The sequence below is a fragment of the Stenotrophomonas sp. CC22-02 genome, from assembly GCF_004365115.1.
GTDB classification, from domain to species: Bacteria; Pseudomonadota; Gammaproteobacteria; order Xanthomonadales; family Xanthomonadaceae; genus Stenotrophomonas; species Stenotrophomonas forensis.
On record NZ_SOCO01000003.1, the window covers coordinates 1 to 20,974 of the forward strand.

At 67.0% G+C, this 20,974-nt stretch carries 19 protein-coding genes; 14 read left to right on the top strand and 5 right to left on the bottom strand.

Going from position 1 to position 20,974, the window contains the following annotated elements; genetic code table 11:
* Positions 1-274 precede the first annotated feature (274 nt).
* The gene (locus tag N440_RS19600) at positions 275-1,984 is read right to left on the bottom strand and encodes a M28 family metallopeptidase (RefSeq protein ID WP_133936372.1); all 1,710 of its coding nucleotides are present in this window, start codon (positions 1,982-1,984) and stop codon (positions 275-277) included.
* Positions 1,985-2,068: 84 nt separating this feature from the next.
* A complete protein-coding gene (locus N440_RS19605) occupies positions 2,069-2,731 on the bottom strand; it encodes a hypothetical protein (RefSeq protein WP_133936373.1) in 663 nt (220 codons plus the stop codon).
* Positions 2,732-2,826: 95 nt separating this feature from the next.
* On the opposite strand from N440_RS19605, the gene N440_RS19610 reads away from it, so the two are divergent.
* On the top strand, positions 2,827-4,125 hold the full coding sequence (locus tag N440_RS19610; protein WP_133936374.1) for a peptidoglycan DD-metalloendopeptidase family protein: 1,299 nt from the start codon (positions 2,827-2,829) through the stop codon (positions 4,123-4,125).
* A 108-nt stretch (positions 4,126-4,233) separates the two neighbouring features.
* A complete protein-coding gene (locus tag N440_RS19615; protein WP_133936375.1) occupies positions 4,234-5,694 on the top strand; it encodes a S41 family peptidase in 1,461 nt (486 codons plus the stop codon).
* Positions 5,695-5,773: 79 nt separating this feature from the next.
* Here N440_RS19615 and N440_RS19620 read toward each other — a convergent pair whose 3' ends face one another.
* On the bottom strand, positions 5,774-6,466 hold the full coding sequence (locus N440_RS19620; RefSeq protein ID WP_010484241.1) for a rhomboid family intramembrane serine protease: 693 nt from the start codon (positions 6,464-6,466) through the stop codon (positions 5,774-5,776).
* A gap of 225 nt (positions 6,467-6,691) precedes the next feature.
* Between N440_RS19620 and N440_RS19625 the strand changes: the two genes are divergently transcribed.
* Both N440_RS19625 and pnuC read left to right on the top strand, forming a co-directional pair.
* On the top strand, positions 6,692-8,119 hold the full coding sequence (locus N440_RS19625) for an outer membrane protein transport protein (RefSeq protein ID WP_133936376.1): 1,428 nt from the start codon (positions 6,692-6,694) through the stop codon (positions 8,117-8,119).
* Between the two features lie 107 nt (positions 8,120-8,226).
* The gene (gene pnuC / locus N440_RS19630) at positions 8,227-8,808 is read left to right on the top strand and encodes a nicotinamide riboside transporter PnuC (RefSeq protein ID WP_133936377.1); all 582 of its coding nucleotides are present in this window, start codon (positions 8,227-8,229) and stop codon (positions 8,806-8,808) included.
* Positions 8,809-8,863: 55 nt separating this feature from the next.
* On the opposite strand, the gene putA is transcribed toward pnuC, so the two are convergent.
* Entirely contained in the window at positions 8,864-12,082 is a 3,219-nt protein-coding gene (putA, locus tag N440_RS19635; protein ID WP_133936378.1) for a bifunctional proline dehydrogenase/L-glutamate gamma-semialdehyde dehydrogenase PutA, read from the bottom strand.
* 274 nt (positions 12,083-12,356) lie between these two features.
* Here putA and N440_RS19640 point away from each other — a divergent pair, with 274 nt between their 5' ends.
* The 6 genes from N440_RS19640 to N440_RS19665 are packed head-to-tail and all read left to right on the top strand — an operon-like array spanning position 12,357 to position 17,153.
* Entirely contained in the window at positions 12,357-12,833 is a 477-nt protein-coding gene (locus N440_RS19640) for a DUF2244 domain-containing protein (RefSeq protein WP_004153894.1), read from the top strand.
* 11 nt (positions 12,834-12,844) lie between these two features.
* A complete protein-coding gene (coxB, locus tag N440_RS19645; RefSeq protein WP_133936379.1) occupies positions 12,845-13,795 on the top strand; it encodes a cytochrome c oxidase subunit II in 951 nt (316 codons plus the stop codon).
* 59 nt (positions 13,796-13,854) lie between these two features.
* Positions 13,855-15,462 (top strand): cytochrome c oxidase subunit I, encoded by a 1,608-nt coding sequence (ctaD, locus tag N440_RS19650; RefSeq protein ID WP_004153896.1) that lies wholly within the window; start codon positions 13,855-13,857, stop codon positions 15,460-15,462.
* An 8-nt stretch (positions 15,463-15,470) separates the two neighbouring features.
* Positions 15,471-15,677, top strand: coding sequence for a hypothetical protein (locus N440_RS19655; protein ID WP_133936380.1), 207 nt, complete (start codon positions 15,471-15,473; stop codon positions 15,675-15,677).
* On the top strand, positions 15,674-16,264 hold the full coding sequence (locus N440_RS19660) for a cytochrome c oxidase assembly protein (protein WP_053448582.1): 591 nt from the start codon (positions 15,674-15,676) through the stop codon (positions 16,262-16,264). The genes N440_RS19655 and N440_RS19660 overlap by 4 nt, the downstream gene beginning before the upstream one ends.
* 13 nt (positions 16,265-16,277) lie before the next feature.
* Entirely contained in the window at positions 16,278-17,153 is an 876-nt protein-coding gene (locus N440_RS19665; RefSeq protein ID WP_049457763.1) for a cytochrome c oxidase subunit 3, read from the top strand.
* Between the two features lie 20 nt (positions 17,154-17,173).
* On the opposite strand, the gene N440_RS19670 is transcribed toward N440_RS19665, so the two are convergent.
* Positions 17,174-17,392, bottom strand: a complete 219-nt coding sequence (locus N440_RS19670) for a twin transmembrane helix small protein (RefSeq protein ID WP_008264755.1) — start codon at positions 17,390-17,392, stop codon at positions 17,174-17,176.
* Positions 17,393-17,449: 57 nt separating this feature from the next.
* On the opposite strand from N440_RS19670, the gene N440_RS19675 reads away from it, so the two are divergent.
* From N440_RS19675 to cyoE, 4 genes are all read left to right on the top strand, one after another.
* Positions 17,450-18,166 carry an SURF1 family protein gene (locus tag N440_RS19675; protein ID WP_133936381.1) on the top strand — a complete coding sequence of 239 codons (717 nt, stop codon included), beginning with the start codon at positions 17,450-17,452 and terminating at the stop codon, positions 18,164-18,166.
* A 108-nt stretch (positions 18,167-18,274) separates the two neighbouring features.
* Positions 18,275-18,844, top strand: a complete 570-nt coding sequence (locus N440_RS19680; RefSeq protein WP_040009144.1) for a hypothetical protein — start codon at positions 18,275-18,277, stop codon at positions 18,842-18,844.
* A gap of 10 nt (positions 18,845-18,854) precedes the next feature.
* Positions 18,855-20,018, top strand: a complete 1,164-nt coding sequence (locus tag N440_RS19685) for a COX15/CtaA family protein (RefSeq protein ID WP_004153902.1) — start codon at positions 18,855-18,857, stop codon at positions 20,016-20,018.
* A gap of 4 nt (positions 20,019-20,022) precedes the next feature.
* Positions 20,023-20,916: a heme o synthase gene (gene cyoE / locus N440_RS19690; RefSeq protein ID WP_133936382.1), complete on the top strand. Its 894-nt coding sequence runs from the start codon at positions 20,023-20,025 to the stop codon at positions 20,914-20,916.
* The last annotated feature ends 58 nt before the right edge of the window (positions 20,917-20,974 follow it).

Here is a 20,974-nt window from a genome sequence, read left to right on the forward strand (position 1 = left end):
GCTGCGCCGATGGTAGTGTGGCTCAAGCCATGCGAGAGTAGGTCATCGCCAGGGTTTACACCCAAAACCCCGCTGCTCACGCAGCGGGGTTTTTCTTTGGCCGCAGAAAATGCGGGTGGTGGTGCCCGCTGGCCGGCAGGCGCGTTGATGAAACCGCCGCGAGCGGCAGCGCCAACCAAGGTTGGCATCCACCCAGGGTGGAGCGCCCAAAAAAAGCGGCGCCCCGTGGGGCGCCGCTTTGATCTCAAAGATACTCAGTCGAGCAAGCTCGACTCTACTTGGCCGGCGCCTTGTCCTTCATCATCGCGTCGCGGGCCGCCTTGAACGGATTGCCCTCGTACCAGTTCGGCCAACGCTCACCGCCAGCCAGTTCCTTGCCGACGCCGTACATCAGCTGCAGGTCTTCGACGGTGCCGTCCAGCTTCCAGGTGGCCGCGTCGAACTCGTCCTTCGGGCCGTGGTAGCGGTTGGCACCGTAGTCGGCGGCGGCCTTGCGGCCGGCCTCCACGCCGCCCTCGCGCAGGTCCTCACCGCCATCGGCATACAGGGCCGGCACGCCGGCCTTGGCGAAGTTGAAGTGGTCCGAACGGAAGTAGAAGCCACTTTGCACCGAGGTCTCACCGTGCAGGGTACGGTCCTGGGCGGCGGCCAGCGGCTTGAGGATATCTTCCAGCTCCGAGCTGCCGAAACCGGTCACGGTCACGTCCTTGGCGCGGCCCGCCACCGACATCGCGTCGATGTTGATCACACCGGCAATCTTGTCCAGCGGGAAGGTCGGGTGCGCGACGTAGTACTTCGAACCGAGCAGGCCCGACTCTTCCAGGGTCACTGCCAGGAACACCACCGAGCGCTCCGGCTTCGGCTGCTGGTGGGCCATCGCTTCGGCCACTTCAAGGATGCCGGCCACGCCGGTCGCGTTGTCCACCGCACCGTTGTAGATGTTGTCGCCGGTTTCACCCTCGTGCTTGCCCAGGTGGTCCCAGTGCGCCATGTAGAGCACGGCTTCGTCGGCACGCTTGCTGCCCGGCAGCACGCCCACCACGTTGCGCGACTGCTTCTGCGCGATCCGGCTCTTCAGATCAACCGCCGCAGTAGCCTTCAGCGGCACCGGCTTGAAGCCGCGCTTGCTCGCATCCTTGTAAGCCTGCGCCAGATCCAGGCCGGCACCGGCGAACAGGGCCTTGGCGGCCTCCGCACTCAGCCAGCCCTGCACCGGGATGCGGGCGTCCGGATCATCCTTGGCGGGCAGGTCGTACTGCGGGCCGGCCCAGGAGTTCTTCACCACATCCCAGCCATAGGAGGCGCCGGCGGTGTCGTGCACGATCAGCGCGGCGGCGGCGCCCTTGCGCGCCGCCTCTTCGAACTTGTAGGTCCAGCGGCCGTAGTAGGTCATACGCTTGCCGTCGAACAGCTTCTCGTCATCGACGTGGAAGCCGGGGTCGTTGACGAACATGACAACCGTCTTGCCCTTCCAGTCCTGGCCGGCGTAGTCGTTCCACTTCTGCTCTGGTGCATCGACGCCGTAGCCGACGAACACCAGGTCGCTGGCATCGACCTTGACCTCGGCCTGGCCGGTACGCGTGCCAACCACCATGTCGGTGCCGAACTTCAGCTCGGTGGTCTTGCCGCCCTGGGTGATCTTCAGCACGGTCGATTCGTCGGCCGTGGTCTCGGTCATCGGCACGTCCTGGAACCAGCTGTCGCCGTTGCCGGGCTGCAGGCCGATGCGCTGCATCTGGTCGCGGATGTAGTTGACCGTCAGCTCTTCGCCCTTGCTGCCCGGGGCGCGGCCTTCGAACTCATCCGAGGCCAGGGTCTTGACCATCTCGGCGAAGTCGCCGGCATTGATGTCCGGCGAGAACTGATGGGCGGCGGGCTTGGCGGCCGCAGTATCGGTGGCTGGCGCGGTGGCCGGCGTGTCTTCGCCTTTGCAGGCACTGAGCGCGGCCGCGGCGGCCAGGCACAGGAGGAGTTTGCGGGGCATCGTCGATTCCTGGGTAACAAAGGGTGGCCGTACGTTCTGCACGACCGGTTGGGCGAGGATCACCGGACCGAACGGCGCGGTGGCTCAGTCCGCCGGGGCGGTTTCGGTGTCGAACGGGATCGGCTCGGCGCCGGTGACCGGCCCGATGCGGGCGCTGCGGTGCACGTACAGCACCACCTCGCGTTCGAACTGCAGGGGGCCATTGACCACGGCATTGGGGCCGATGATCACGCGCGGCTTGCGGCTGGCAGTCAGCGAGACGCTGAAATTGGGCTTGCGGACGTGCACACCGCCGTTGACCTGCGAGCCGATCCCCACGGTGATGTCACCGTTGACGGTCTCCACATCCTTGCCGACGCGGCTTTCGACCAGGCCGATGCCACCGTTCACGGTTTCAACGCCGCCTTCGATCTGGCTGCCACGGTCGCTGAAGATGCTGCCGTTGACCGTGCTGACGCCGCCATGCGCAATGACTTCGCGGCCCAGGCGTACGCCGCCGTTGACTGTCTCGATCTTGCCGGTGCGTGCGCGATCGGCCACTTTTACCCCGCCGTTGACGGTATCGATGCTGCCGGTCTCGACGCCTTCGCCGACGCGGATACCGCCGTTGACCGTGTCCAGCTTGCCGTAGCGCTGGCCGGGTTCGGCGCTGATGCTGCCGTTGACCTTGCTGATGTTGTCCTGGGCGCCGGCCGGGCCGGCGGCGAGCAGGACGCCCAACAGCAGCGGAATGGAAAGAGCTTTCATGGGGACCTCGATGGATGTGCGGCTGGCAGGCCGCGTGCGGAGATGTCACCATTCCCCGGTAGCCCCCGCAACTGCCTGAAGTCACTGGAAAGCCCTTGCACGACAACGCCTTCCCATCACGCCGACATCACATCGCCGCTGCCCGCGGCGGGCGCTGCCTGCTGTTGGCGCTGGCGATCGCGCTGGCCCTGCCACTGCCCGCCGCGGCGCAGAGCACCCGTGAGACCGAGCGCAAGCTGCAGAAGCTGCGCACCGAACTGAAAGGCGTGGCGCAGGAGCGTCGGCAGATCGAAGGCCAGCGCGGCCAGGCGTCACAGCAACTGCGCGAGGCCGACGAGAAGGTGGCCCGCAGCGGACGCGCGCTTGCGCAGACCGAGACCGCACTGCGTGAGCAGAGCCGTGCCCTGGCCGAAGCCGAGCAGCGCCGCAGCAGCCTGCAGAACAACCTGGCCCAGCAGCACCGCGAACTGGCCGGCCTGCTGCGCGCGGCCTATCAGCTGGGCAACCACGCACCGCTGAAGCTGCTGCTGTCGCAGGACACTGTGGCCGATGCCAACCGTGCCCTGGCCTATCACCGCTATCTGCAGCGCGAACGCGCGCAGCGCATCACCACCCTGACCGCCGACCTGAAGGAACTGGAAGCCCTGCAAACGCAGATCGCCGAACGCCAGCAGAAGCTGCAGGGCGCGCAGCGTGACCAGAAGCAGCAGGCGGCCACCCTGGCGGCCGATCGCCGTGATCGGGCGCAGACCGTGGCCTCGCTGGACGAGCGCTTCAAGGATCAGCGCGAGAAGGAACAGGCGCTGGGCCAGGATGCCAAGGCGCTGGAAACGCTGCTGGCCAACCTGCGCGCCGCCGCAGCCCGCGCCGAAGCCGAGCGCCGCGCCGCCGCGCGCCGGGCCGCTGCCGAGAAAGCGGCAGCCGAGAAAGCCGCACGCCAGGCCAAAGCGGAAGGCCGCCCGCCACCGCCGACCAAGGTGCCGCCCGCGGTGGCCTCGGCACCGGCACCGAAGGTGGGCGGACTGGGCTGGCCGTTGTCCGGCAATCTGCTGGCCCGCTTCGGCGGCAAGCTGCCCGACGGGCGCACCAGCAGCGGTGTGCTGATCGGCGCACCGGCCGGCAGCACCGTCACCGCCGTGGCCGACGGCACCGTGGTGTTCTCCGACTGGATGACCGGCTACGGCATGATCCTGATCGTCGACCACGGCAACGGCTACATGAGCCTGTACGCACACAACGACACCCTGCTGAAGGATGCCGGCGCACGGGTCAGCCGCGGCGATGCGGTGGCCAAGGTCGGCAATTCGGGCGGCCAGGGCGTCACCGCGCTGTACTTCGAGCTGCGCCGTGGCGGGCAGCCGGTCAATCCGGACAGCTGGCTGCAGCGGCGCTGAATCCGGCACTTCCGCGAGCCTGGTGGATTCAACGGGAATTTAGCTGTGCTTCGCGCATAATCGGTGCATGTGCCTTGGGCACGATGCCACCGTCGACAGGAGTGATCCATGCGCGTAGCCCGTACCGCCACCCTCTTGCTGGCTTTGTTGCCAGCGCTGTCCTGGGCGCAGCAGACCGCGCCCGCCCCGAGCCAGGAGACCAGTGGGCAGGCAGCGAACAGCGAGGAGGCGGTAACCTCGAAGGTGCCGCTGGAGGAAATCCGCCGTTTCGTGGCCGTGTACAACGCGGTGCGTGCTGCCTACGTGGATCCGGTGGACGACAAGAAGCTGATGCAGTCAGCGGTGCGTGGCCTGCTGCTCGACCTCGATCCGCACAGCACCTACTTCAACAAGGAAGACGCGCAGGCCTTCGACGAGCAGGCCAACGGCGCTTACGAGGGTATCGGCGTCGAGTTGCAGCAGCAGCCGGACAACGCCAGCATGAAGGTGATCTCGCCGATCGACGACACGCCGGCAGCCAAGGCCGGCATCCTCGCCGGTGACCTGATCATCGCCATCGACGGCAAGCCGATCAGCGCGATCGACGCCAGCGAGCCGCTGCGCGGCCCGGCCGGCAGCAAGGTGGTGCTGACCATCGTGCGCGAAGGCAAGCCGAAGCCGTTCGATGTCAGCCTCACCCGGCAGACCATCCGCGTGACCAGCGTACGCAGCCGACTGCTGGAACCGGGCTACGGTTACATCCGCCTGAGCACCTTCCAGGCCGATACCGGTTCGGACTTCCAGAAGCACGTGCAGCAGCTGCAGAAGCAGTCCGGCGGCCAGCTCAAGGGCCTGGTGCTGGACCTGCGCAGCAACCCGGGCGGCCTGCTGACCGCCGCGGTGCAGGTGGCCGATGATCTGCTCGACAAGGGCAACATCGTCAGCACCCGTGGCCGCATCAGCATCAGCGACGCACGGTTCGACGCGACCCCCGGCGACCTGTTGAAGGGGGCACCGGTGGTGGTGCTGGCCGATGCCGGTTCGGCCAGTGCCTCGGAAGTGCTGGCCGGCGCGCTGCGCGACAACAAGCGCGCCCGCGTGGTCGGCAGCCGCACCTTCGGCAAGGGCTCGGTGCAGACCGTGCTGCCGCTGGACAACGGTGATTCGGTGAAGCTGACCACCGCGCGCTATTACACGCCCAGCGGCAAGTCGATCCAGGCCACCGGCATCGTGCCGGACGTTGAATTGAAACCTGCCGCCACGCCGGCGGAGGATGCACTGCCGGCCAGCCTCAGCGACTACAGCGAAGCGACCCTGCCGGGCCATCTGCGCGGTGACGATGAAGGCACCGAGGGCTACCACGCCGGTGCCGTGCTGCCGGGTGACGGCCCGATCAACGACGCGCTGGCCGAACTGAAGAACCCGGGTTCGGTGGCGGCACGCCTGAAGGCCGAAGCCGCCAAGGCGGAGGCGGCCAAGGCCGCGAAGGCCGCTGCGGCGAAGCCCGAAGCCAAGCCCGAAGCCAAGCCGGAACCGAAGGTGGACAGCGTGCCGGAAGCCAAGCCCGCACCGGTCCCGGCCAAGCCTTGATTCTGTAGAGCCGAGCCATGCTCGACTGATCTACGAGCGGGTGAGCGCGGAGCCGGCCAGCGGCCGGCACTACCCGGTGTCAGAATCCGTGGCGCTTGCGCAGCCGGCGCGCGATGGCCGCGCGCACGTAGACCCCGTACAGCAGGCCGAACAGGAAGCCGCCGATGTGCGCCCACCAGGCCACCATGCCGAAGCTGGGGCCGATGTGCGCGAACACCACCTGCAGTGCGGCCCACACGCCGATCAGCAGGTAGGCCGGGGCGCGCACGAACTCCAGGAACAGGCCGAGCGGGATCACCACGCCCAGCCGGGCGCCGGGGAACAGGGCCAGGTAGGCGCCGATCAGCGCCGAGACCGCGCCGCTGGCTCCGATGATGATCTGGTCCGGGCTGCCCATGGTGTAGATCGCGACCAGGTTGGACACTGCGCCGCCGACCAGGAACAGCAGCAGCAACCGCCATGGCCCCAGCACGCGCTCGGCGGGCAGGCCGAAGATCAGCAGGAACACCAGGTTGCCCAGCAGGTGTGACCAGTCCGCGTGCAGGAACAGGGCGGTGAACAGGCGCAGCACGCTGCCGTCCTGCAGGGTCGCCCACCAGTCCAGCGGGTGGGTCAGCCCGGTGGACAGCGCGCCCCAGTCCAGCCAGAGGCTGCCGCGGGCGTCGTCCGGACGCGAGATCGACCACAGGAACGCCAGCCACAATGCCGCAAACAGCACGGGCGTGGCCCAGCGCAGGGCCGCCTTCTTGCGCGACGGGAGGGAGACGAACATGGCATTAGCCTAGCGTGCGGGCGCTGGCGGCGGGGATGGTCCTGTTCAGCTTTTGAGACGAAAAAACCGCCGGCGCTGTTATTGTTTCATTAACAGCTCTGGGTAATACTCGCATACGGCGTCGTATGTCGGGAGGGGAATCCGGCGCGCTCCGAAGGGCCCCAGGGCCTGCCGGGCGCAGGCGCACTCAGAGCACCATCACCGCTTACCGGAGAGAGAACTACGATGCAAACCGCTTCCACCATTGCCCGTTTGACCCTGCTGGCCGTCGGCGTTGCCGGTGCGCTGGCCGCCGCCGATGCCAACGCCGCCGCCTTCCAGCTGAAGGAAAACAGCGCCAAGGGCCTCGGCCGTGCGTTCGCCGGCTCCACCTCCGCTGAAGGCGATGCCTCGGTGGTCGCCACCAACCCGGCCTCCATGCGACTGCTGGAAGGCACCCAGATCCAGGGCGACGTCAGCGCCATCAGCTTCGGCGCCAAGTTCCGTGGCCAGGGCAAGTACGGCAACGGCGCTCCGATTTCCGGCGGCAACGGCGGCGACGCCGGCATGATCGCCCCGGTTCCGGCGGCCTACTTCCACCTGCCGTTCGGCGAGAAGGAGAACATGCACTTCGGCGCCTCGCTGACTGTGCCGTTCGGCTTCAAGACCGAATACGACCGTGATTGGGTCGGCCGCTACAACGGCGTCAAGACCGAGCTGCAGGCGATCGACCTGGGCGTCGCGTTCTCCTATGACGTCAATCCGTACCTGTCGTTTGGTGCTTCGGTGTTCGCCGAACGCCTGAACGTCGATCTGACCAGCGCCGTCGACACCGGCACCGCGATCAACGCCAGCGCCCAGCAGAAGGCGGCTGCTGCCGTTCTGGCCGCCGGTGGCACCCCGGCCCAGGCTGCTGCCGCCTCGCGTCAGGCCGCCGTGGCCATGGCCCAGCAGGGCTTCGCTCCGGGCACCGCCGATGGCTACCTGCGCATCAAGGGTGACGAAGTGTCCATGGGCTACACCCTGGGCATGACCGTCAGCCCGGTGGAAGGCACCAACATCGCCTTCAGCTACCGCTCGCAGGTCAAGCACAAGATCAACGACGGCAAGGCCGACTTCACCATTCCGGGCAACGCCGCGACCTTCCTGGCCGCTGCCGCTCCGGGCACCTTCATCGACAGCAAGGGCCGTGCTTCGATCACCCTGCCGGCCAGTGCCACCGTCAGCTTCACCCACCGCGTGAACGACCAGTGGAAGATCATGGCCGACGTCTCGCGCACCGCGTGGAGCAAGTTCGACCAGGTCACCGTCGACTATGACTCCAACCAGCCGGACAGCGTGCTGCCGTTCCACTACCGCGACACCACCTTCGCGTCGATCGGTACCGAGTACCGCATGAACGAGAAGCTGACCCTGCGCGGCGGTCTCGCCTACGACCAGACCCCGACCACCGACGCCCACCGTGACGTGCGCGTGCCGGACACCACCCGCAAGTGGCTGTCGCTGGGTCTGACCTACGCGGCCTCGGACAAGATGGAATACAGCGTGGGCTACACCCACCTGTTCACCAAGGATCCGAACATCTCCTCGACCTCGGCCACCGCCAACACCGTGACCGGCAAGTACAAGGTCAGCGGCGACGTGCTGGCAGCTTCGATGCAGTACAAGTTCTGATCCAGGCGATCGCCTGAAGCAGGACATGGAGGGCCCCGCGCAAGCGGGGCCTTTCCTTTTTCATGGCGTGCCCTCCCAGCAGGGCGCGGATCCATGACAATAGGGCGATGAACCTGTCCGACCCGAACTTCCAGCTGGAGCTGGCTGCCAACATCGCCGTTGCCGGCTCGATCCTGCTGGCCGGCCGCAACAACGTGCACACCTGGTGGTTGGGCATCGTCGGCTGTGCACTGTTCGCAGCGGTGTTCGAACGCTCGCATCTGTACGCGGACATGGTGCTGCAGTTCTTCTTCATCGCCATCAGCGTGCTGGGCTGGTGGCAGTGGCTGCGTGGCGACCACGGCGCGCCGCTGCCGATCACCGCGCTGCGCCCGCGTGCGTGGGCCTGGCTGGCGCCGTTGGCGGTGGCGGCCACCTTCGGCTATGGCTGGATGCTGACCCGCCTGACCAACGCCTACGCGCCGTACATCGATTCGGCGGTGCTGGTGCTGAGCGTGATCGCGCAGATCCTGATGATGCGGCGCAAGCTGGAATCGTGGTGGGTGTGGCTGCTGGTGAACACCGTGGCGGTGCCGCTGTACTACAGCCGTGGCCTGCACCTGACCTCGATCCTGTATGTCGGCTTCTGGATCAACGCGCTGGTGGCGCTGCGCCATTGGCGCAACCTGATGCGCGTCGAAGCACGTTGAGCAACAAAAAACCCCGCTTTCGCGGGGTTTTTCGTTTACCGCATCAACCGGGCGATCAGTCGCCCAGGGTCAGCAGCGAGGCGTTGCCGCCCGCGGCGGTGGTGTTCACCGTCACCGTCTTCTCGGTGGCGAAGCGCAGCAGGTAGTGCGGGCCGCCGGCCTTCGGGCCGGTGCCGGACAGGCCCTGGCCGCCGAACGGCTGCACGCCGACCACCGCACCGATCTGGTTGCGGTTGACGTAGACGTTGCCGACGTGGACGCCGTTGCTGATGCGATCAACGGTTTCGTCGATGCGCGAATGCACGCCCAGGGTCAGGCCGTAGCCGGTGGCGTTGATCTGGTCGATCACCGCGTCGAGCTGGTCGCCCTTCCAGCGGATCACGTGCAGGACCGGCCCGAAGATTTCCTTGTGCAGCTGGCCCAGGTCCTTCAGTTCATACGCACGCGGCGCGAAGAAGGTGCCATTGGCCGCTTCAGCGGACAGCTCGGCGGCGGCGATCAGGCGTGCTTCGCGGTCCATGCGCACGGCGTGGTCCTGCAGGATCTTCAGTGCATCGGCGTCGATCACCGGGCCGACGTCGGTGGACAGCAGGCCCGGGTTGCCGACCTTCAGTTCCTTCATCGCACCGGCCAGCATGGTCATCACCTTGTCGGCGATGTCGTCCTGCACGAACAGCACGCGCGCGGCCGAGCAACGCTGGCCGGCGGAGGTGAAGGCCGAACCGATGGCGTCCTTGACCAGCTGTTCCGGCAGCGCCGAGGAGTCGGCGATGAAGGCGTTCTGGCCACCGGTCTCGGCGATCAGCACGCCGATGGCGGCGTCACGGGCGGCCATCGCGCGGTTGATCGCACGGGCGGTGTCGGTGGAGCCGGTGAAGGCCACGCCGGCCACGCGCGGGTCGGCGGTCAGCGCGGCACCGACGGTGGCACCGTCGCCCGGCAGGAACTGCACCACCTCGGCCGGCACGCCGGCGTCGTGCAGCAGCTTCACTGCGTAGTAGCCGATCAGGTTGGTCTGTTCGGCCGGCTTGGCGATGACACTGTTACCGGCGGCCAGGGCGGCAGCGACCTGGCCCAGGAAGATCGCCAGCGGGAAGTTCCACGGGCTGATGCAGACGAACACGCCGCGGCCGTGCAGCTGCAGCTCGTTGGATTCACCGGTCGGGCTCGGCAGCTTCTCGGCGTGGCTGAACTGCTCGCGTGCCTGCTTGGCGTAGTAGCGCAGGAAATCCACGGCTTCGCGCACTTCGGCGATGCTGTCGGGCAGGCTCTTGCCGGCTTCCTTCACGCACAGCGCCATGAACTCCGGCATGCGCGCTTCCAGCTGGTCGGCGGCGTGCTCGAGGATGGCGGCGCGGCTGGCAGCCGGGGTGCGGTTCCAGGCCGGCTGCGCGGCCACGGCATTGGCCAGCGCCTTCTGCACGGTGGCGGCATCGGCGGCCAGCCACTGGCCGACCACCTCGCGGGTGTCGGCCGGGTTGGTCACCGGCAGCGCGGCGCCGGCCGGGTTCGCACCCGGCACCAGCGGGGCAGCCTGCCAGGGCTTCACGGCCGCGTTGATCTGCTCGGCCAGGGCGCGCAGTTCGTTGTCGTTGGCGAGGTTGGCGCCCATGGAGTTCTTCCTGTCGTGGTTCTGGCTGCGCAGCAGGTCAACCGGCAGCGGGATCTTCGGGTGGGGGATCGAGGCGAACGAGGTGACCATCTCGACCGGATCGCGGATCAGGTCGGCGATCGGCACGCGTTCGTCGGTGATGCGGTTGACGAAGCTGGAGTTGGCGCCGTTTTCCAGCAGGCGGCGCACCAGGTACGGCAGCAGGTCTTCATGCGAACCGACCGGCGCATACACGCGGCAGGGCAGGCCGAGGCGGTCGGCCGGCACCACTTCGGCGTACAGGTCGTCGCCCATGCCGTGCAGCTTCTGGTGCTCGTACACGCCACCGTTGGCGATGCTGCGCACCGCGGCGATGGTGTGCGCGTTGTGCGTGGCGAACATCGGGTAGATCGCGTCGGCATGGGTGAACAGCCGCTTGGCGCAGGCCAGGTAGGACACGTCGGTGTTCTGCTTGCGGGTGAACACCGGGTAGCCCGGGTAGCCTTCGATCTGCGCGCGCTTGATCTCGGCATCCCAGTAGGCGCCCTTGACCAGGCGCACCTGCAGGCGACGACCGGCGCGGCGCGCCATGTCGGCCAGGTGGTCGATCGTGTACGGCGTGCGCTTCTGGTAGGCCTGCACGACCACGCCGAAGCCATCCCAGCCCGCCAGCGAGGCATCGCCGAACACCTGTTCGATGATGTCCAGCGACAGTTCCAGGCGGTCGGATTCTTCGGCGTCGACGGTGCAGCCGATGCCGTAGCTCTTGGCCAGCTGCGCCAGTTCCAGCACGCCCGGCACCAGGTCCTTCAGCACGCGCTCGCGCTTGGCGTGCTCGTAGCGCGGGTACAGCGCCGACAGCTTGATCGAGATGCCCGGGGCGTTGTTGACGTCGCCGTCGGGGCGGCCGCCGCGTGCCTTGTGATCGCCGCCGATGGCGTGGATCGCACGACGGTAGTCCTCCAGGTAGCGCAGCGCGTCCTTCATGGTCAGCGCGCCTTCGCCCAGCATGTCGAACGAGTAGCGGTAGTCCGCGTTGTCACCCTTGTGCGAACGCGACAGCGCTTCGCTGATCGTGCGGCCCATGACGAACTGGTGGCCCATGATCTTCATCGCCTGGCGCACGGCCAGGCGCACCACCGGCTCACCGACGCGGCCGACCAGGCGCTTGAACGCGCTGGGCGCATCGGCGCGGGTGGCGTCGTTCATCTGCACCAGCTTGCCGGTCAGCATCAGGCCCCAGGTGGAGGCGTTGACCAGCACCGAGTCGCTGCCGCCCAGGTGCTTTTCCCAGTCGGCGTCGGCCAGCTTGTCGCGGATCAGCTTGTCGGCGGTGTCCTGGTCCGGAATGCGCAGCAGCGCCTCGGCCACGCACATCAGCAGCACGCCTTCCTCGCTGCCCAGGTCGTACTGGCGCATGAAGGCTTCGATCGCGCCCTGGTCCTTGGCGCGCACGCGCACCCGGCCGACCAGATCGGCGGCCAGGGCCTGCACCCTGGCCTGCTCCTCGGCGGGCAGGCGGGCCTGCGCCAGAAGATCGCGCACGTGGCTGGCCTCGTCCTTCAACCAGGCATCGGTGATGGCCTGGCGGAACGGGTTGGGGGACGCCGGCAGTTCCGGCGACAGCAGCGCGCCGGGACGCGGGGCGTCGCTGGCGGCAGGGGAGGAGGAGGGTGCGTTCATGCCGGTCCGGCCAGTGGAAAACTTGGCGATTTTAATCATTTTTCCGGGTTCCGGAAGTGCCCCGCAGCTACCTTCGTGAAGTGCTGATAGCCCCTAGCTGCGGTGGATTCAGCGTGTTCAGCAGGCTCGACAATATTTGTGCTGAATTCGTCATTCGTGCCGCCGACCTCATGCTGTGTTGCAGCATGGGAAAAAGTGTGAATGCACCCTTGCTACCGGCGAGAGCGCGGGGCTACCATCGAGACGTTTCCCGCGGCAGGAACGCGGTTGCGACATGATCGAGGTGCTTCCAGCTCCGGATGGGTCAGGTACGCAGCTGCGGCTGCGTCCCCCACGGGCGCTCGATGCCCGGCAGTTCGTCCTGTTGTTCACCGTGTTGTCGGGTGCGATGTGGCTGGTGTCCGCCCTCGGGTGGTTGGCCGGCAATGCATTCGCCCCCCTGTTCGCGCTGCTGTACAGCCTGGTGCTGGCGGCGGCGCTGCGTGCCTTGTGGCGCAGCGGAGAACGGCAGGAGGAGATCCGGGTAGTGCCGGCGTACGTGGAGGTCATCCCCGTACCCGGTGGATCGCCGGTGTTCCGGGCCCACCCCCACTGGGTGCGCCTGCTCACCGACGATGAGAGGGTCCGGCTGGCATCCAGCGGCCGGCAGGTGGAGGTGGGGAGTTTCCTCGCGCCGGCCGAACGTCAGACGCTTGCAGAGACACTTGAAAGCTTGCTCGCCGCCAGCGATGGCGGCAACCGACGACGCTAAGGGTCTAGGCAATGAAGCAAAGCAGCAGGTGGGGCACGAAGTGCGTTGCAGCGGTCGCCGCCATGGTGGCCGGGGGACTGGTTCCGGCATTGGCATGGGCCCAGGCGGCCGATCCCAAGCCGTGGCAGCTGAACATGGGCAAGGGGGTGACTCAGACCTCGCGCCTGGCCTGGGAGTCGAACAACCTGTCGTTGATCATCTGTACGGTGATCGGCGTCATCGTGTTCGGGGCGATGGCCTACGCCATCTTCAAGTTCCGCAAATCCAAGGGCGCGGTGGCCGCCACCTTCAGCCACAACACCAAGGCCGAGGTGATCTGGACGGTGATCCCGGTGATCATCCTGATCGTGATGGCGTGGCCGGCCACGGCCAACCTGATCAAGATGTACGACACCCGCGATGCCGAGATGACGGTGAAGGTCACCGGCTACCAGTGGATGTGGAAGTACGAATACCTCGGCGAGAACGTCACCTTCACCAGCCGCCTGGACCGCGAGTCCGACCGCGTGCGGCAGAGCGGCATCGTGCCGACCCGCGAGAGCCATCCGCATTACCTGCTGGACGTGGACAACCGGCTGGTGCTGCCGGTGGATACCAAGGTGCGCTTCGTCATCACCTCCGACGACGTGATCCACGCCTGGTGGGTACCGGCGCTGGGCTGGAAGCAGGACGCCATCCCCGGCTTCATCAACGAGGCCTGGACCAGCATCGAGCAGCCCGGCGTGTACCGCGGCCAGTGCGCCGAGCTGTGCGGCAAGGACCACGGCTTCATGCCGATCGTGGTCGAGGCGGTGTCCAAGGAAGACTTCAAGCAGTGGCTGGCGCAGCGCAAGCCGGCGCCGCCACCCGCGCCCGCGCCTGCGGCACCGGCGGAACCCGCGGCGCCGGCCGGTGAGGCGCCTGCCGCCCCCGCTGCGGCGGACGCCACCAGCGCACCTGCCACCGCAGCCAGCGGCGCGTGATGTAAAGCCCGCAGCCGCTTGCGGCTGCGGTGACAACCGATTCTGAGAGGTGTTTTGCAATGGCGCACTCGGCAGTTGGGCACGACGATCACCATCACCAGCAGAGTTTCTTCGAGCGTTGGTTCTTCTCGACCAACCACAAGGACATCGGCACGCTGTACCTGGGTTTCAGCTTCATCATGTTCATCATCGGTGCGGCGATGAGCGTGGTGATCCGCGCCGAACTGGCGCAGCCGGGCCTGCAGTTCGTCAAGCCCGAGTTCTTCAACCAGATGACCACCGTGCATGCGCTGGTGATGATCTTCGGTGGCGTGATGCCGGCCTTCGTCGGCCTGGCCAACTGGATGATCCCGCTGCAGATCGGCGCGCCGGACATGGCGCTGCCGCGCATGAACAACTGGTCGTTCTGGCTGCTGCCGGTGGCCTTCAGCCTGCTGCTGCTGACCCTGTTCCTGCCCGGTGGTGCGCCGGCCGGTGGCTGGACGCTGTACCCGCCGCTGTCGCTGCAGGGTGGCTACAACGTGGCCTTCAGCGTGTTCGCGATCCATGTGGCCGGCATCAGTTCGATCATGGGCGCGATCAACATCATCGCCACCGTGCTGAACATGCGCGCGCCGGGCATCGACCTGCTGAAGATGCCGATCTTCTGCTGGGCCTGGCTGATCACCGCCTTCCTGCTGATCGCGGTGATGCCGGTGCTGGCCGGCGCGGTGACCATGCTGCTGACCGACAAGTTCTTCGGTACCAGCTTCTTCAATGCCGCCGGTGGCGGTGACCCGGTGATGTACCAGCACATCTTCTGGTTCTTCGGGCACCCCGAGGTCTACATCATGATCCTGCCCGCCTTCGGCGTGGTCAGCGAGATCATCCCGACCTTCAGCCGCAAGCCGCTGTTCGGCTATCAGGCGATGGTGTACGCCACCGCCGCGATCGCGTTCCTGTCGTTCATCGTCTGGGCCCACCACATGTTCACCGTGGGCATGCCGCTGGGCGGCGAGATCTACTTCATGTTCGCCACCATGCTGATCTCGATCCCGACCGGCGTGAAGGTGTTCAACTGGGTCAGCACCATGTGGCGCGGCTCGCTCACGTTCGAGGCGCCGATGCTGTGGTCGGTGGCGTTCGTCATCCTGTTCACCATCGGTGGCTTCTCCGGCCTGATGCTGGCCATCGTGGCGGCGGACTTCCAGTACCACGACACCTACTTCGTGGTGGCCCACTTCCACTACGTGCTGGTAACTGGCGCGGTGTTCGCGCTGATCGCCGCCGTGTACTACTGGTGGCCGAAGTGGACCGGGCGCATGTACAGCGAGAAGTGGGCCAAGGTGCACTTCTGGTGGTCGATCGTATTCGTCAACCTGCTGTTCTTCCCGCAGCACTTCCTCGGCCTGGCCGGCATGCCGCGCCGTATTCCCGACTACAGCGTGGCCTTCGCCGACTGGAACCTGATCAGCTCGATCGGTGCGTTCGGCATGTTCGTCACCCCGTTCATGATGGCCGCGATCCTGCTGTCCTCGCTGCGCAACGGAGAGAAGGCCGAGGCGCGCAGCTGGGAAGGCGCGCGTGGCCTGGAATGGACGCTGCCGTCGCCGGCACCGGCGCATACCTTCACCACACCGCCGACCATCCGCCCGGGCGACCTGGCGCATGACGACATCACGCATTGAGGTGGGGCATGCATAACGAGAGCCCGCTTCCGATCGGTAGAGTCGACGGTCAGTCGACTCGCGAAGAGCAGCCGACCAGCGGTCGGCTCCACCACAGCGAGAGCAACGGCATCGAACAGCAGCGCCAGCGTGCCAAGCGTACCGCTGCCTGGGTCGGCGCCATCGCCGTGCTGGTCTACGTCGGCTTCATCCTCAGCGGGGTGATCGGCCGATGAGCGACGCACCGGCCAGCACCCCGTCACGCAGCGCCGGGCTGCCGCGCCTGATCGGCGTGGCGGTGGCGGTGTTCCTGCTGACGTTCTCGCTGGTGCCGCTGTATCGCATCGCCTGCGAGAAGGTGTTCGGCGTGCGCCTGGAGCGTGGCCCCGGCAGCGAGGCCAGCGCGGGGGCGGTGGCCGGCAAGCGTACCGTGCGCGTGGAATTCGATGGCGGCGTCAACTCGCGCCTGCCGTGGTCGTTCCATCCCGAGCAGCTGACCATGGACGTGGTGCCCGGCGAGCTCAACGAAGCGCTGTACTTTGCCCGCAACGACAGCACACAGGCCGTGGTGGGAAGTGCCGTGCCTTCGGTGGCACCGGCACGCGCGTCGGGCTTCTTCAGCAAGACCGAGTGCTTCTGTTTCACCGCGCAGACGCTGCAGGCCGGCGAGAAGCGCGACATGCCGGTGCGCTTCATCGTCGATCCGGATCTGCCGCCGGAGATCAGGACGATCACCTTGTCCTACACCTTCTACCGCAACGACGCGTTGTCCGATCGGCTGGCCCCGGCCGCCACTTCGGAAGGCGCGCACGCCGCACCCTGACCCGGATACCGACATGGCCCAGACACCGACCGACGCCAACGTGTACTTCGTCCCGGCCCAGAGCAAATGGCCGTTCGTGGGCTCCATCGCGATGATGGTGACCATGGTGGGCGTGGCCAGCTGGCTCAACGATGCCAGCTGGGGACGCTGGACGTTCTACATCGGCATCGCGATGCTGGTGCTGACCCTGTTCTGGTGGTTCAGCGACGTGGTGCGCGAATCGCAGGCCGGCAACTACAACCGCCAGGTCGACGGCTCGTTCCGGATGGGCATGGTCTGGTTCATCTTCTCCGAAGTGATGTTCTTCGGTGCCTTCTTCGGTGCGCTGTTCTACACCCGTAACCTGGGCCTGTCGTGGCTGAGCGGCGAAGGCCGCGGGGTGATGACCAACGAGTTGCTGTGGCAGGGCTATTCCGCTGGATGGCCGACCAATGGTCCTGCGGCGATCGGTGGTGCGTTCCAGACCATCCCGGCCTGGGGCCTGCCGCTGATCAATACGCTGATCCTGCTCACTTCCGGCGTGACCCTGACCATCGCCCATCACGCACTGAAGGCTGGCAACCGCCGCCAGCTGCTGATCTGGCTGGGCCTGACCGTCGTGCTCGGCCTCGGCTTCCTGACCTTGCAGGCGGAGGAATACATCCACGCCTATAAGGAACTGAACCTGACGCTGGGCTCGGGCATCTACGGTTCGACGTTCTTCATGCTGACCGGCTTCCACGGCGCGCACGTGCTGCTGGGCACGATCATGCTGATCGTGATGTGGCTGCGTTCGGCCAAGGGCCACTTCACCCGCGACAACCATTTCGGTTTCGAAGCCGCCGCGTGGTACTGGCACTTCGTCGACGTGGTGTGGCTGATGCTGTTCCTGTTCGTCTACGTGCTTTGACCGCGCGCGGATTGGTGGGGTCAGCCACCGATGCCGTGCGGTTTGATCCAGCCCATGTAGATGCTCACGATCACCAGTACGATCAAGGCCACAGACACCGCGATGCGGCGGGTCAGTGCATTGACCGTGCGCTTGGTCTGGCCGCGGTCGACCAGCAGGTAATACAGGCCGGCGCCCAGATTCCAGACGATGACGATCAGAAACGCGATTACCAGCAGGGTCTTCAGCGAATCACTCATGCGCGGCTCGTGGGCAGGGTGGATGCGCCTATCTGACCGCGTTTGCGCGGACTTGTCATGATGCGCCAGCACACGCGCGTGATCGGATGGCTGCTGGCGGTGCTGGCGATGACCGGTTTCAGCGCATTGGGGCTGTGGCAGCTGCAGCGCATGCATGCCAAACAGGCAATGTTGGATGCGCAGGGTCCAGCAGTGGCACAGGCGTTGCCGCTGGCGCAGGCACTCGCGGCTCCCGGTGCCCTGCACGGCGTGGCCGACCACGGCCGCTTCCTGCCCGGCGTGGTGCTGCTGGACAACCAGACCCGGCATGGCCGCGCCGGAGTGAAGATCTATCGCCCGTTCCGTAGTGACGACGGCAGTGTGCTGCTGGTCGACCTCGGTTGGCGGGCGTTGCCACCGGATCGCACCTTGCCGGATCTGCCGACGCCGCCTTCGCCGGTAGCCGTGCGTGGCTTGCTGGCACCGCCACCGTCGGCGGGACTGGCATTGGGGCCGGCGTTCTCCGCGACGGGTGAGGCTGGGCGCTGGCTGGCCAGCCGGCTGCCCGCCGAAGGCCTGGCCCGTGCGCTGGGGCTGCAGGCGCTGCCCGGCCGCGTGCTGCGCCTGGACCCGGCGCTGCCATTCGGCGATGAGCGCGATCTGGACCTGTTGCCAAACACGCTGCCGCCGCAGCGCCACCTGGGCTACGCGGTGCAGTGGTTCGGGCTGGCCCTGACCGTGCTGGTGGTGGCGCTGGTGCTGGAGCGGCGCAGGAGACGCCCCATCGCCCGGTAGTGCCGGCCGCTGGCCGGCATCCCCCGGAATCCTGGATGGCGGCCAGCGGCCGGATCTACCGGGGTACCGCACCCGCATCCCTTTCCCAACCGTGAGAAAATGCCCCGCATGAACACTGCTACGTCCCCGCAGGCGCGCGGCTCCGGCCGCCGGACCCTGGTACTGCTGTTTGCCGTGTTCTTCGGGGCGGTGGCGCTGGCCGCCGTGCTGCGTTTCTCGGGCTGGCAGCCGACCGGGCACCGCAATGCCGGCCAACTGCTGAAGCCACCGGTGGACCTGCGCCAGCAGGCGCCAACCCTGGCCAGCGGGCAGCCTTACCCGTGGAATCCCGAGGCCCGTACCTGGCGCCTGCTGGTGGCCCCGGCCGGCGCCTGCGATGCACAGTGCGTCACTTTGTCGCAGGGACTGGGCAAGGTGTGGCAGCTGTTCGGCCATAACGCCGATAATGTCGAGATCCTGTGGCTGGGTACGCCACCGGCGTCGATCGCCTCGCTGCCCGCGCTGCGGCCGCTGGCTCCGTCGCCGGCCCTGCGCGCGGCGTTGCCGGGCGTCGATGATCCGGCGGGACTGCCGGTCTACGTGATCGATCCGAACGGCTTCGTGATCATGCGCCATGCCCCCGGGAGTGACCTGGGTGGCCTGCGCAAGGACATGGCCACGTTGCTGAAACTGAAGTGAGTCCCGTTTGATGAGCCTTTCCGCGCGTCCGGCGCTGCACCGCAATTTCCACCGCCTGGCGTGGTTCGCCATGATCATGACCGCGAGCACGATCATGTTCGGCGCCTTCGTTCGCCTGTCCGACGCCGGCCTGAGCTGCCCGGACTGGCCGACCTGCTACGGGCAGGCCACTTGGCCGCAGCACGTGGAAGAGACCATCGGCCACCCGGCGGCGGAGATCCGCCCGCTGGAGACCCACAAGGCGTGGCGTGAACAGGTGCACCGCTTCCTGGCCGGTGCGCTGGGCATCGAGATCCTGACCCTGGCCCTGCTGGCCACGCGCAAGCGCCGCTTCGGAAGCACGGCGGTGGTGACCGCCTGCGTACTGGTGGCCGCCGGCATACCGCTGTACATGATGGGCTGGCATGGCACCGCCAGCATCCTGGCGCTGATCGGCGAGGCGATCCTGCTGATCGCCGCGCTGCGCTGGAGCAACATCGACCTGGCGCGCGCTGCACTGCTGACCCTGGCGGTGGTGATCTTCCAGGCCCTGCTGGGCATGTGGACGGTGACCCTGCTGCTCAAGCCCATCGTGGTGATGGGCCACCTGCTGGGCGGCATGCTGATGTTCGGCCTGCTGGTGTGGATGGCCTGGCGCGCCACGCACATGCCGATCACCCTGGCCGAAGCGCCGAAGCTGAAGTGGCTGCTGCGCATCGGCGTGGCGGTGCTGGTCACGCAGATCGCGCTGGGGGGCTGGGTCAGCGCCAACTACGCCGCACTGGCCTGTGGCGGCGGCAGCGCCTCGCTGGACAACTTCCCGCGTTGCGCCAACCAATGGTGGCCGCAGCACAACTTCGTCGAAGGCTTCACCCTGTGGCGTGGCATCGGCGTGGATTACGAAGGCGGCGTGCTGGATGGTGCCTCGCGCATCGCCATCCAGATGGCGCACCGCATGTTCGCGGTGGTGGTGGCCGTGTACCTGCTGTGGCTGGGCGTGCGCCTGTTCCGGTTGCCGAGCATGCGTGGCTGGGCCAGCGCGCTGATCGCGCTGCTGGTGCTGCAGGTCACCCTCGGCATCCTCAATGTAAAGCTGGCGCTGCCGCTGGAAGTGGCGGTGGCCCACAACGGCGTGGCCGTTGCCCTGTTGTTCGTGCTGGTCAGCCTGCTGGCCCGCCTGCGTGCCCCGGACTGATTCCATGTTTTCCAATTACCGCCAGTACTGGGACCTGACCAAGCCCAAGGTCGTCGCCCTGATCGTCTTCACCGCGCTGGTCGGCATGGTCCTGGCCATTCCGGGCGTGCCCAGCTGGGAGCAGGTGCGCGCCGGCGTGCTCGGTTTCCTCGGCATCTGGCTGGCAGCCTCGGCGGCCGCGGCGATCAACCAGCTGCTGGATGCGCACATCGATGCGCAGATGGCGCGCACCTCGTGGCGTCCGCTGGTGGTGGGCAAGGTCAAGCCGTGGCAGGTGCTGGTGTTTGCCGGCGTGCTGATCGTGCTGTCGATGGGCATCCTGGTGCTGTGGGTGAACCTGATCACCGCGGTGCTGACCTTCGCCTCGCTGATCGGCTACGCGGTGATCTACACCGTGTACCTCAAGCGCGCGACCTCGCAGAACATCGTGATCGGTGGCCTGGCCGGCGCGATGCCGCCGATGCTGGGCTGGGCGGCGGTGACCGGCATGCAGGGCTCGTCGGACTGGGCGTATTCGGCGCTGCTGGTGCTGATCATCTTCATCTGGACCCCGCCGCACTTCTGGGCGCTGGCGATCTTCCGCCGCGAGGACTACGCCAAGGCGGAGATCCCGATGCTGCCGGTGACCCACGGCGTGGTGCACACCCGCAAGCAGATCATGGCCTACTCGGTGGTGCTGGCGCTGGTCTGCCTGCTGCCGTACCTGGTGGGCATGAGCGGCGCGTTCTACCTGGGCGGCGCGATCGTGCTCAACGCGGTATTCCTCTGGTACGCCTGGCGCATGCTCAATCCGCCGGACGAGCTGTTCTCGATGAAGATGTTCCATTACTCCATCGTCTACCTGATGGCGCTGTTCGCCTTCCTGCTGGTCGACCACTGGATCCTGCCCTGGCTGTAAGGGGCTGCCCTTTGTAGAGTCGAGCCATGCTCGACTCAGGTCCGATCTGAGGGCGGCA

What these genes read in the sequence shown, in the direction of transcription:
- putA (WP_133936378.1), bottom strand. Translation starts at nt 12,082, where the DNA reads ATGAACGCACCCTCCTCCTCCCCTGCCGCCAGCGACGCCCCGCGTCCC.
- N440_RS19655 (WP_133936380.1), top strand. Translation starts at nt 15,471, where the DNA reads ATGCATAACGAGAGCCCGCTTCCGATCGGTAGAGTCGACGGTCAGTCG.
- N440_RS19685 (WP_004153902.1), top strand. Translation starts at nt 18,855, where the DNA reads ATGAGCCTTTCCGCGCGTCCGGCGCTGCACCGCAATTTCCACCGCCTG.
- cyoE (WP_133936382.1), top strand. Translation starts at nt 20,023, where the DNA reads ATGTTTTCCAATTACCGCCAGTACTGGGACCTGACCAAGCCCAAGGTC.
- N440_RS19615 (WP_133936375.1), top strand. Translation starts at nt 4,234, where the DNA reads ATGCGCGTAGCCCGTACCGCCACCCTCTTGCTGGCTTTGTTGCCAGCG.
- N440_RS19625 (WP_133936376.1), top strand. Translation starts at nt 6,692, where the DNA reads ATGCAAACCGCTTCCACCATTGCCCGTTTGACCCTGCTGGCCGTCGGC.
- coxB (WP_133936379.1), top strand. Translation starts at nt 12,845, where the DNA reads ATGAAGCAAAGCAGCAGGTGGGGCACGAAGTGCGTTGCAGCGGTCGCC.
- N440_RS19665 (WP_049457763.1), top strand. Translation starts at nt 16,278, where the DNA reads ATGGCCCAGACACCGACCGACGCCAACGTGTACTTCGTCCCGGCCCAG.
- pnuC (WP_133936377.1), top strand. Translation starts at nt 8,227, where the DNA reads ATGAACCTGTCCGACCCGAACTTCCAGCTGGAGCTGGCTGCCAACATC.
- N440_RS19675 (WP_133936381.1), top strand. Translation starts at nt 17,450, where the DNA reads ATGATGCGCCAGCACACGCGCGTGATCGGATGGCTGCTGGCGGTGCTG.
- N440_RS19640 (WP_004153894.1), top strand. Translation starts at nt 12,357, where the DNA reads ATGATCGAGGTGCTTCCAGCTCCGGATGGGTCAGGTACGCAGCTGCGG.
- N440_RS19680 (WP_040009144.1), top strand. Translation starts at nt 18,275, where the DNA reads ATGAACACTGCTACGTCCCCGCAGGCGCGCGGCTCCGGCCGCCGGACC.
- N440_RS19670 (WP_008264755.1), bottom strand. Translation starts at nt 17,392, where the DNA reads ATGAGTGATTCGCTGAAGACCCTGCTGGTAATCGCGTTTCTGATCGTC.
- N440_RS19600 (WP_133936372.1), bottom strand. Translation starts at nt 1,984, where the DNA reads ATGCCCCGCAAACTCCTCCTGTGCCTGGCCGCCGCGGCCGCGCTCAGT.
- N440_RS19620 (WP_010484241.1), bottom strand. Translation starts at nt 6,466, where the DNA reads ATGTTCGTCTCCCTCCCGTCGCGCAAGAAGGCGGCCCTGCGCTGGGCC.
- N440_RS19660 (WP_053448582.1), top strand. Translation starts at nt 15,674, where the DNA reads ATGAGCGACGCACCGGCCAGCACCCCGTCACGCAGCGCCGGGCTGCCG.
- ctaD (WP_004153896.1), top strand. Translation starts at nt 13,855, where the DNA reads ATGGCGCACTCGGCAGTTGGGCACGACGATCACCATCACCAGCAGAGT.
- N440_RS19605 (WP_133936373.1), bottom strand. Translation starts at nt 2,731, where the DNA reads ATGAAAGCTCTTTCCATTCCGCTGCTGTTGGGCGTCCTGCTCGCCGCC.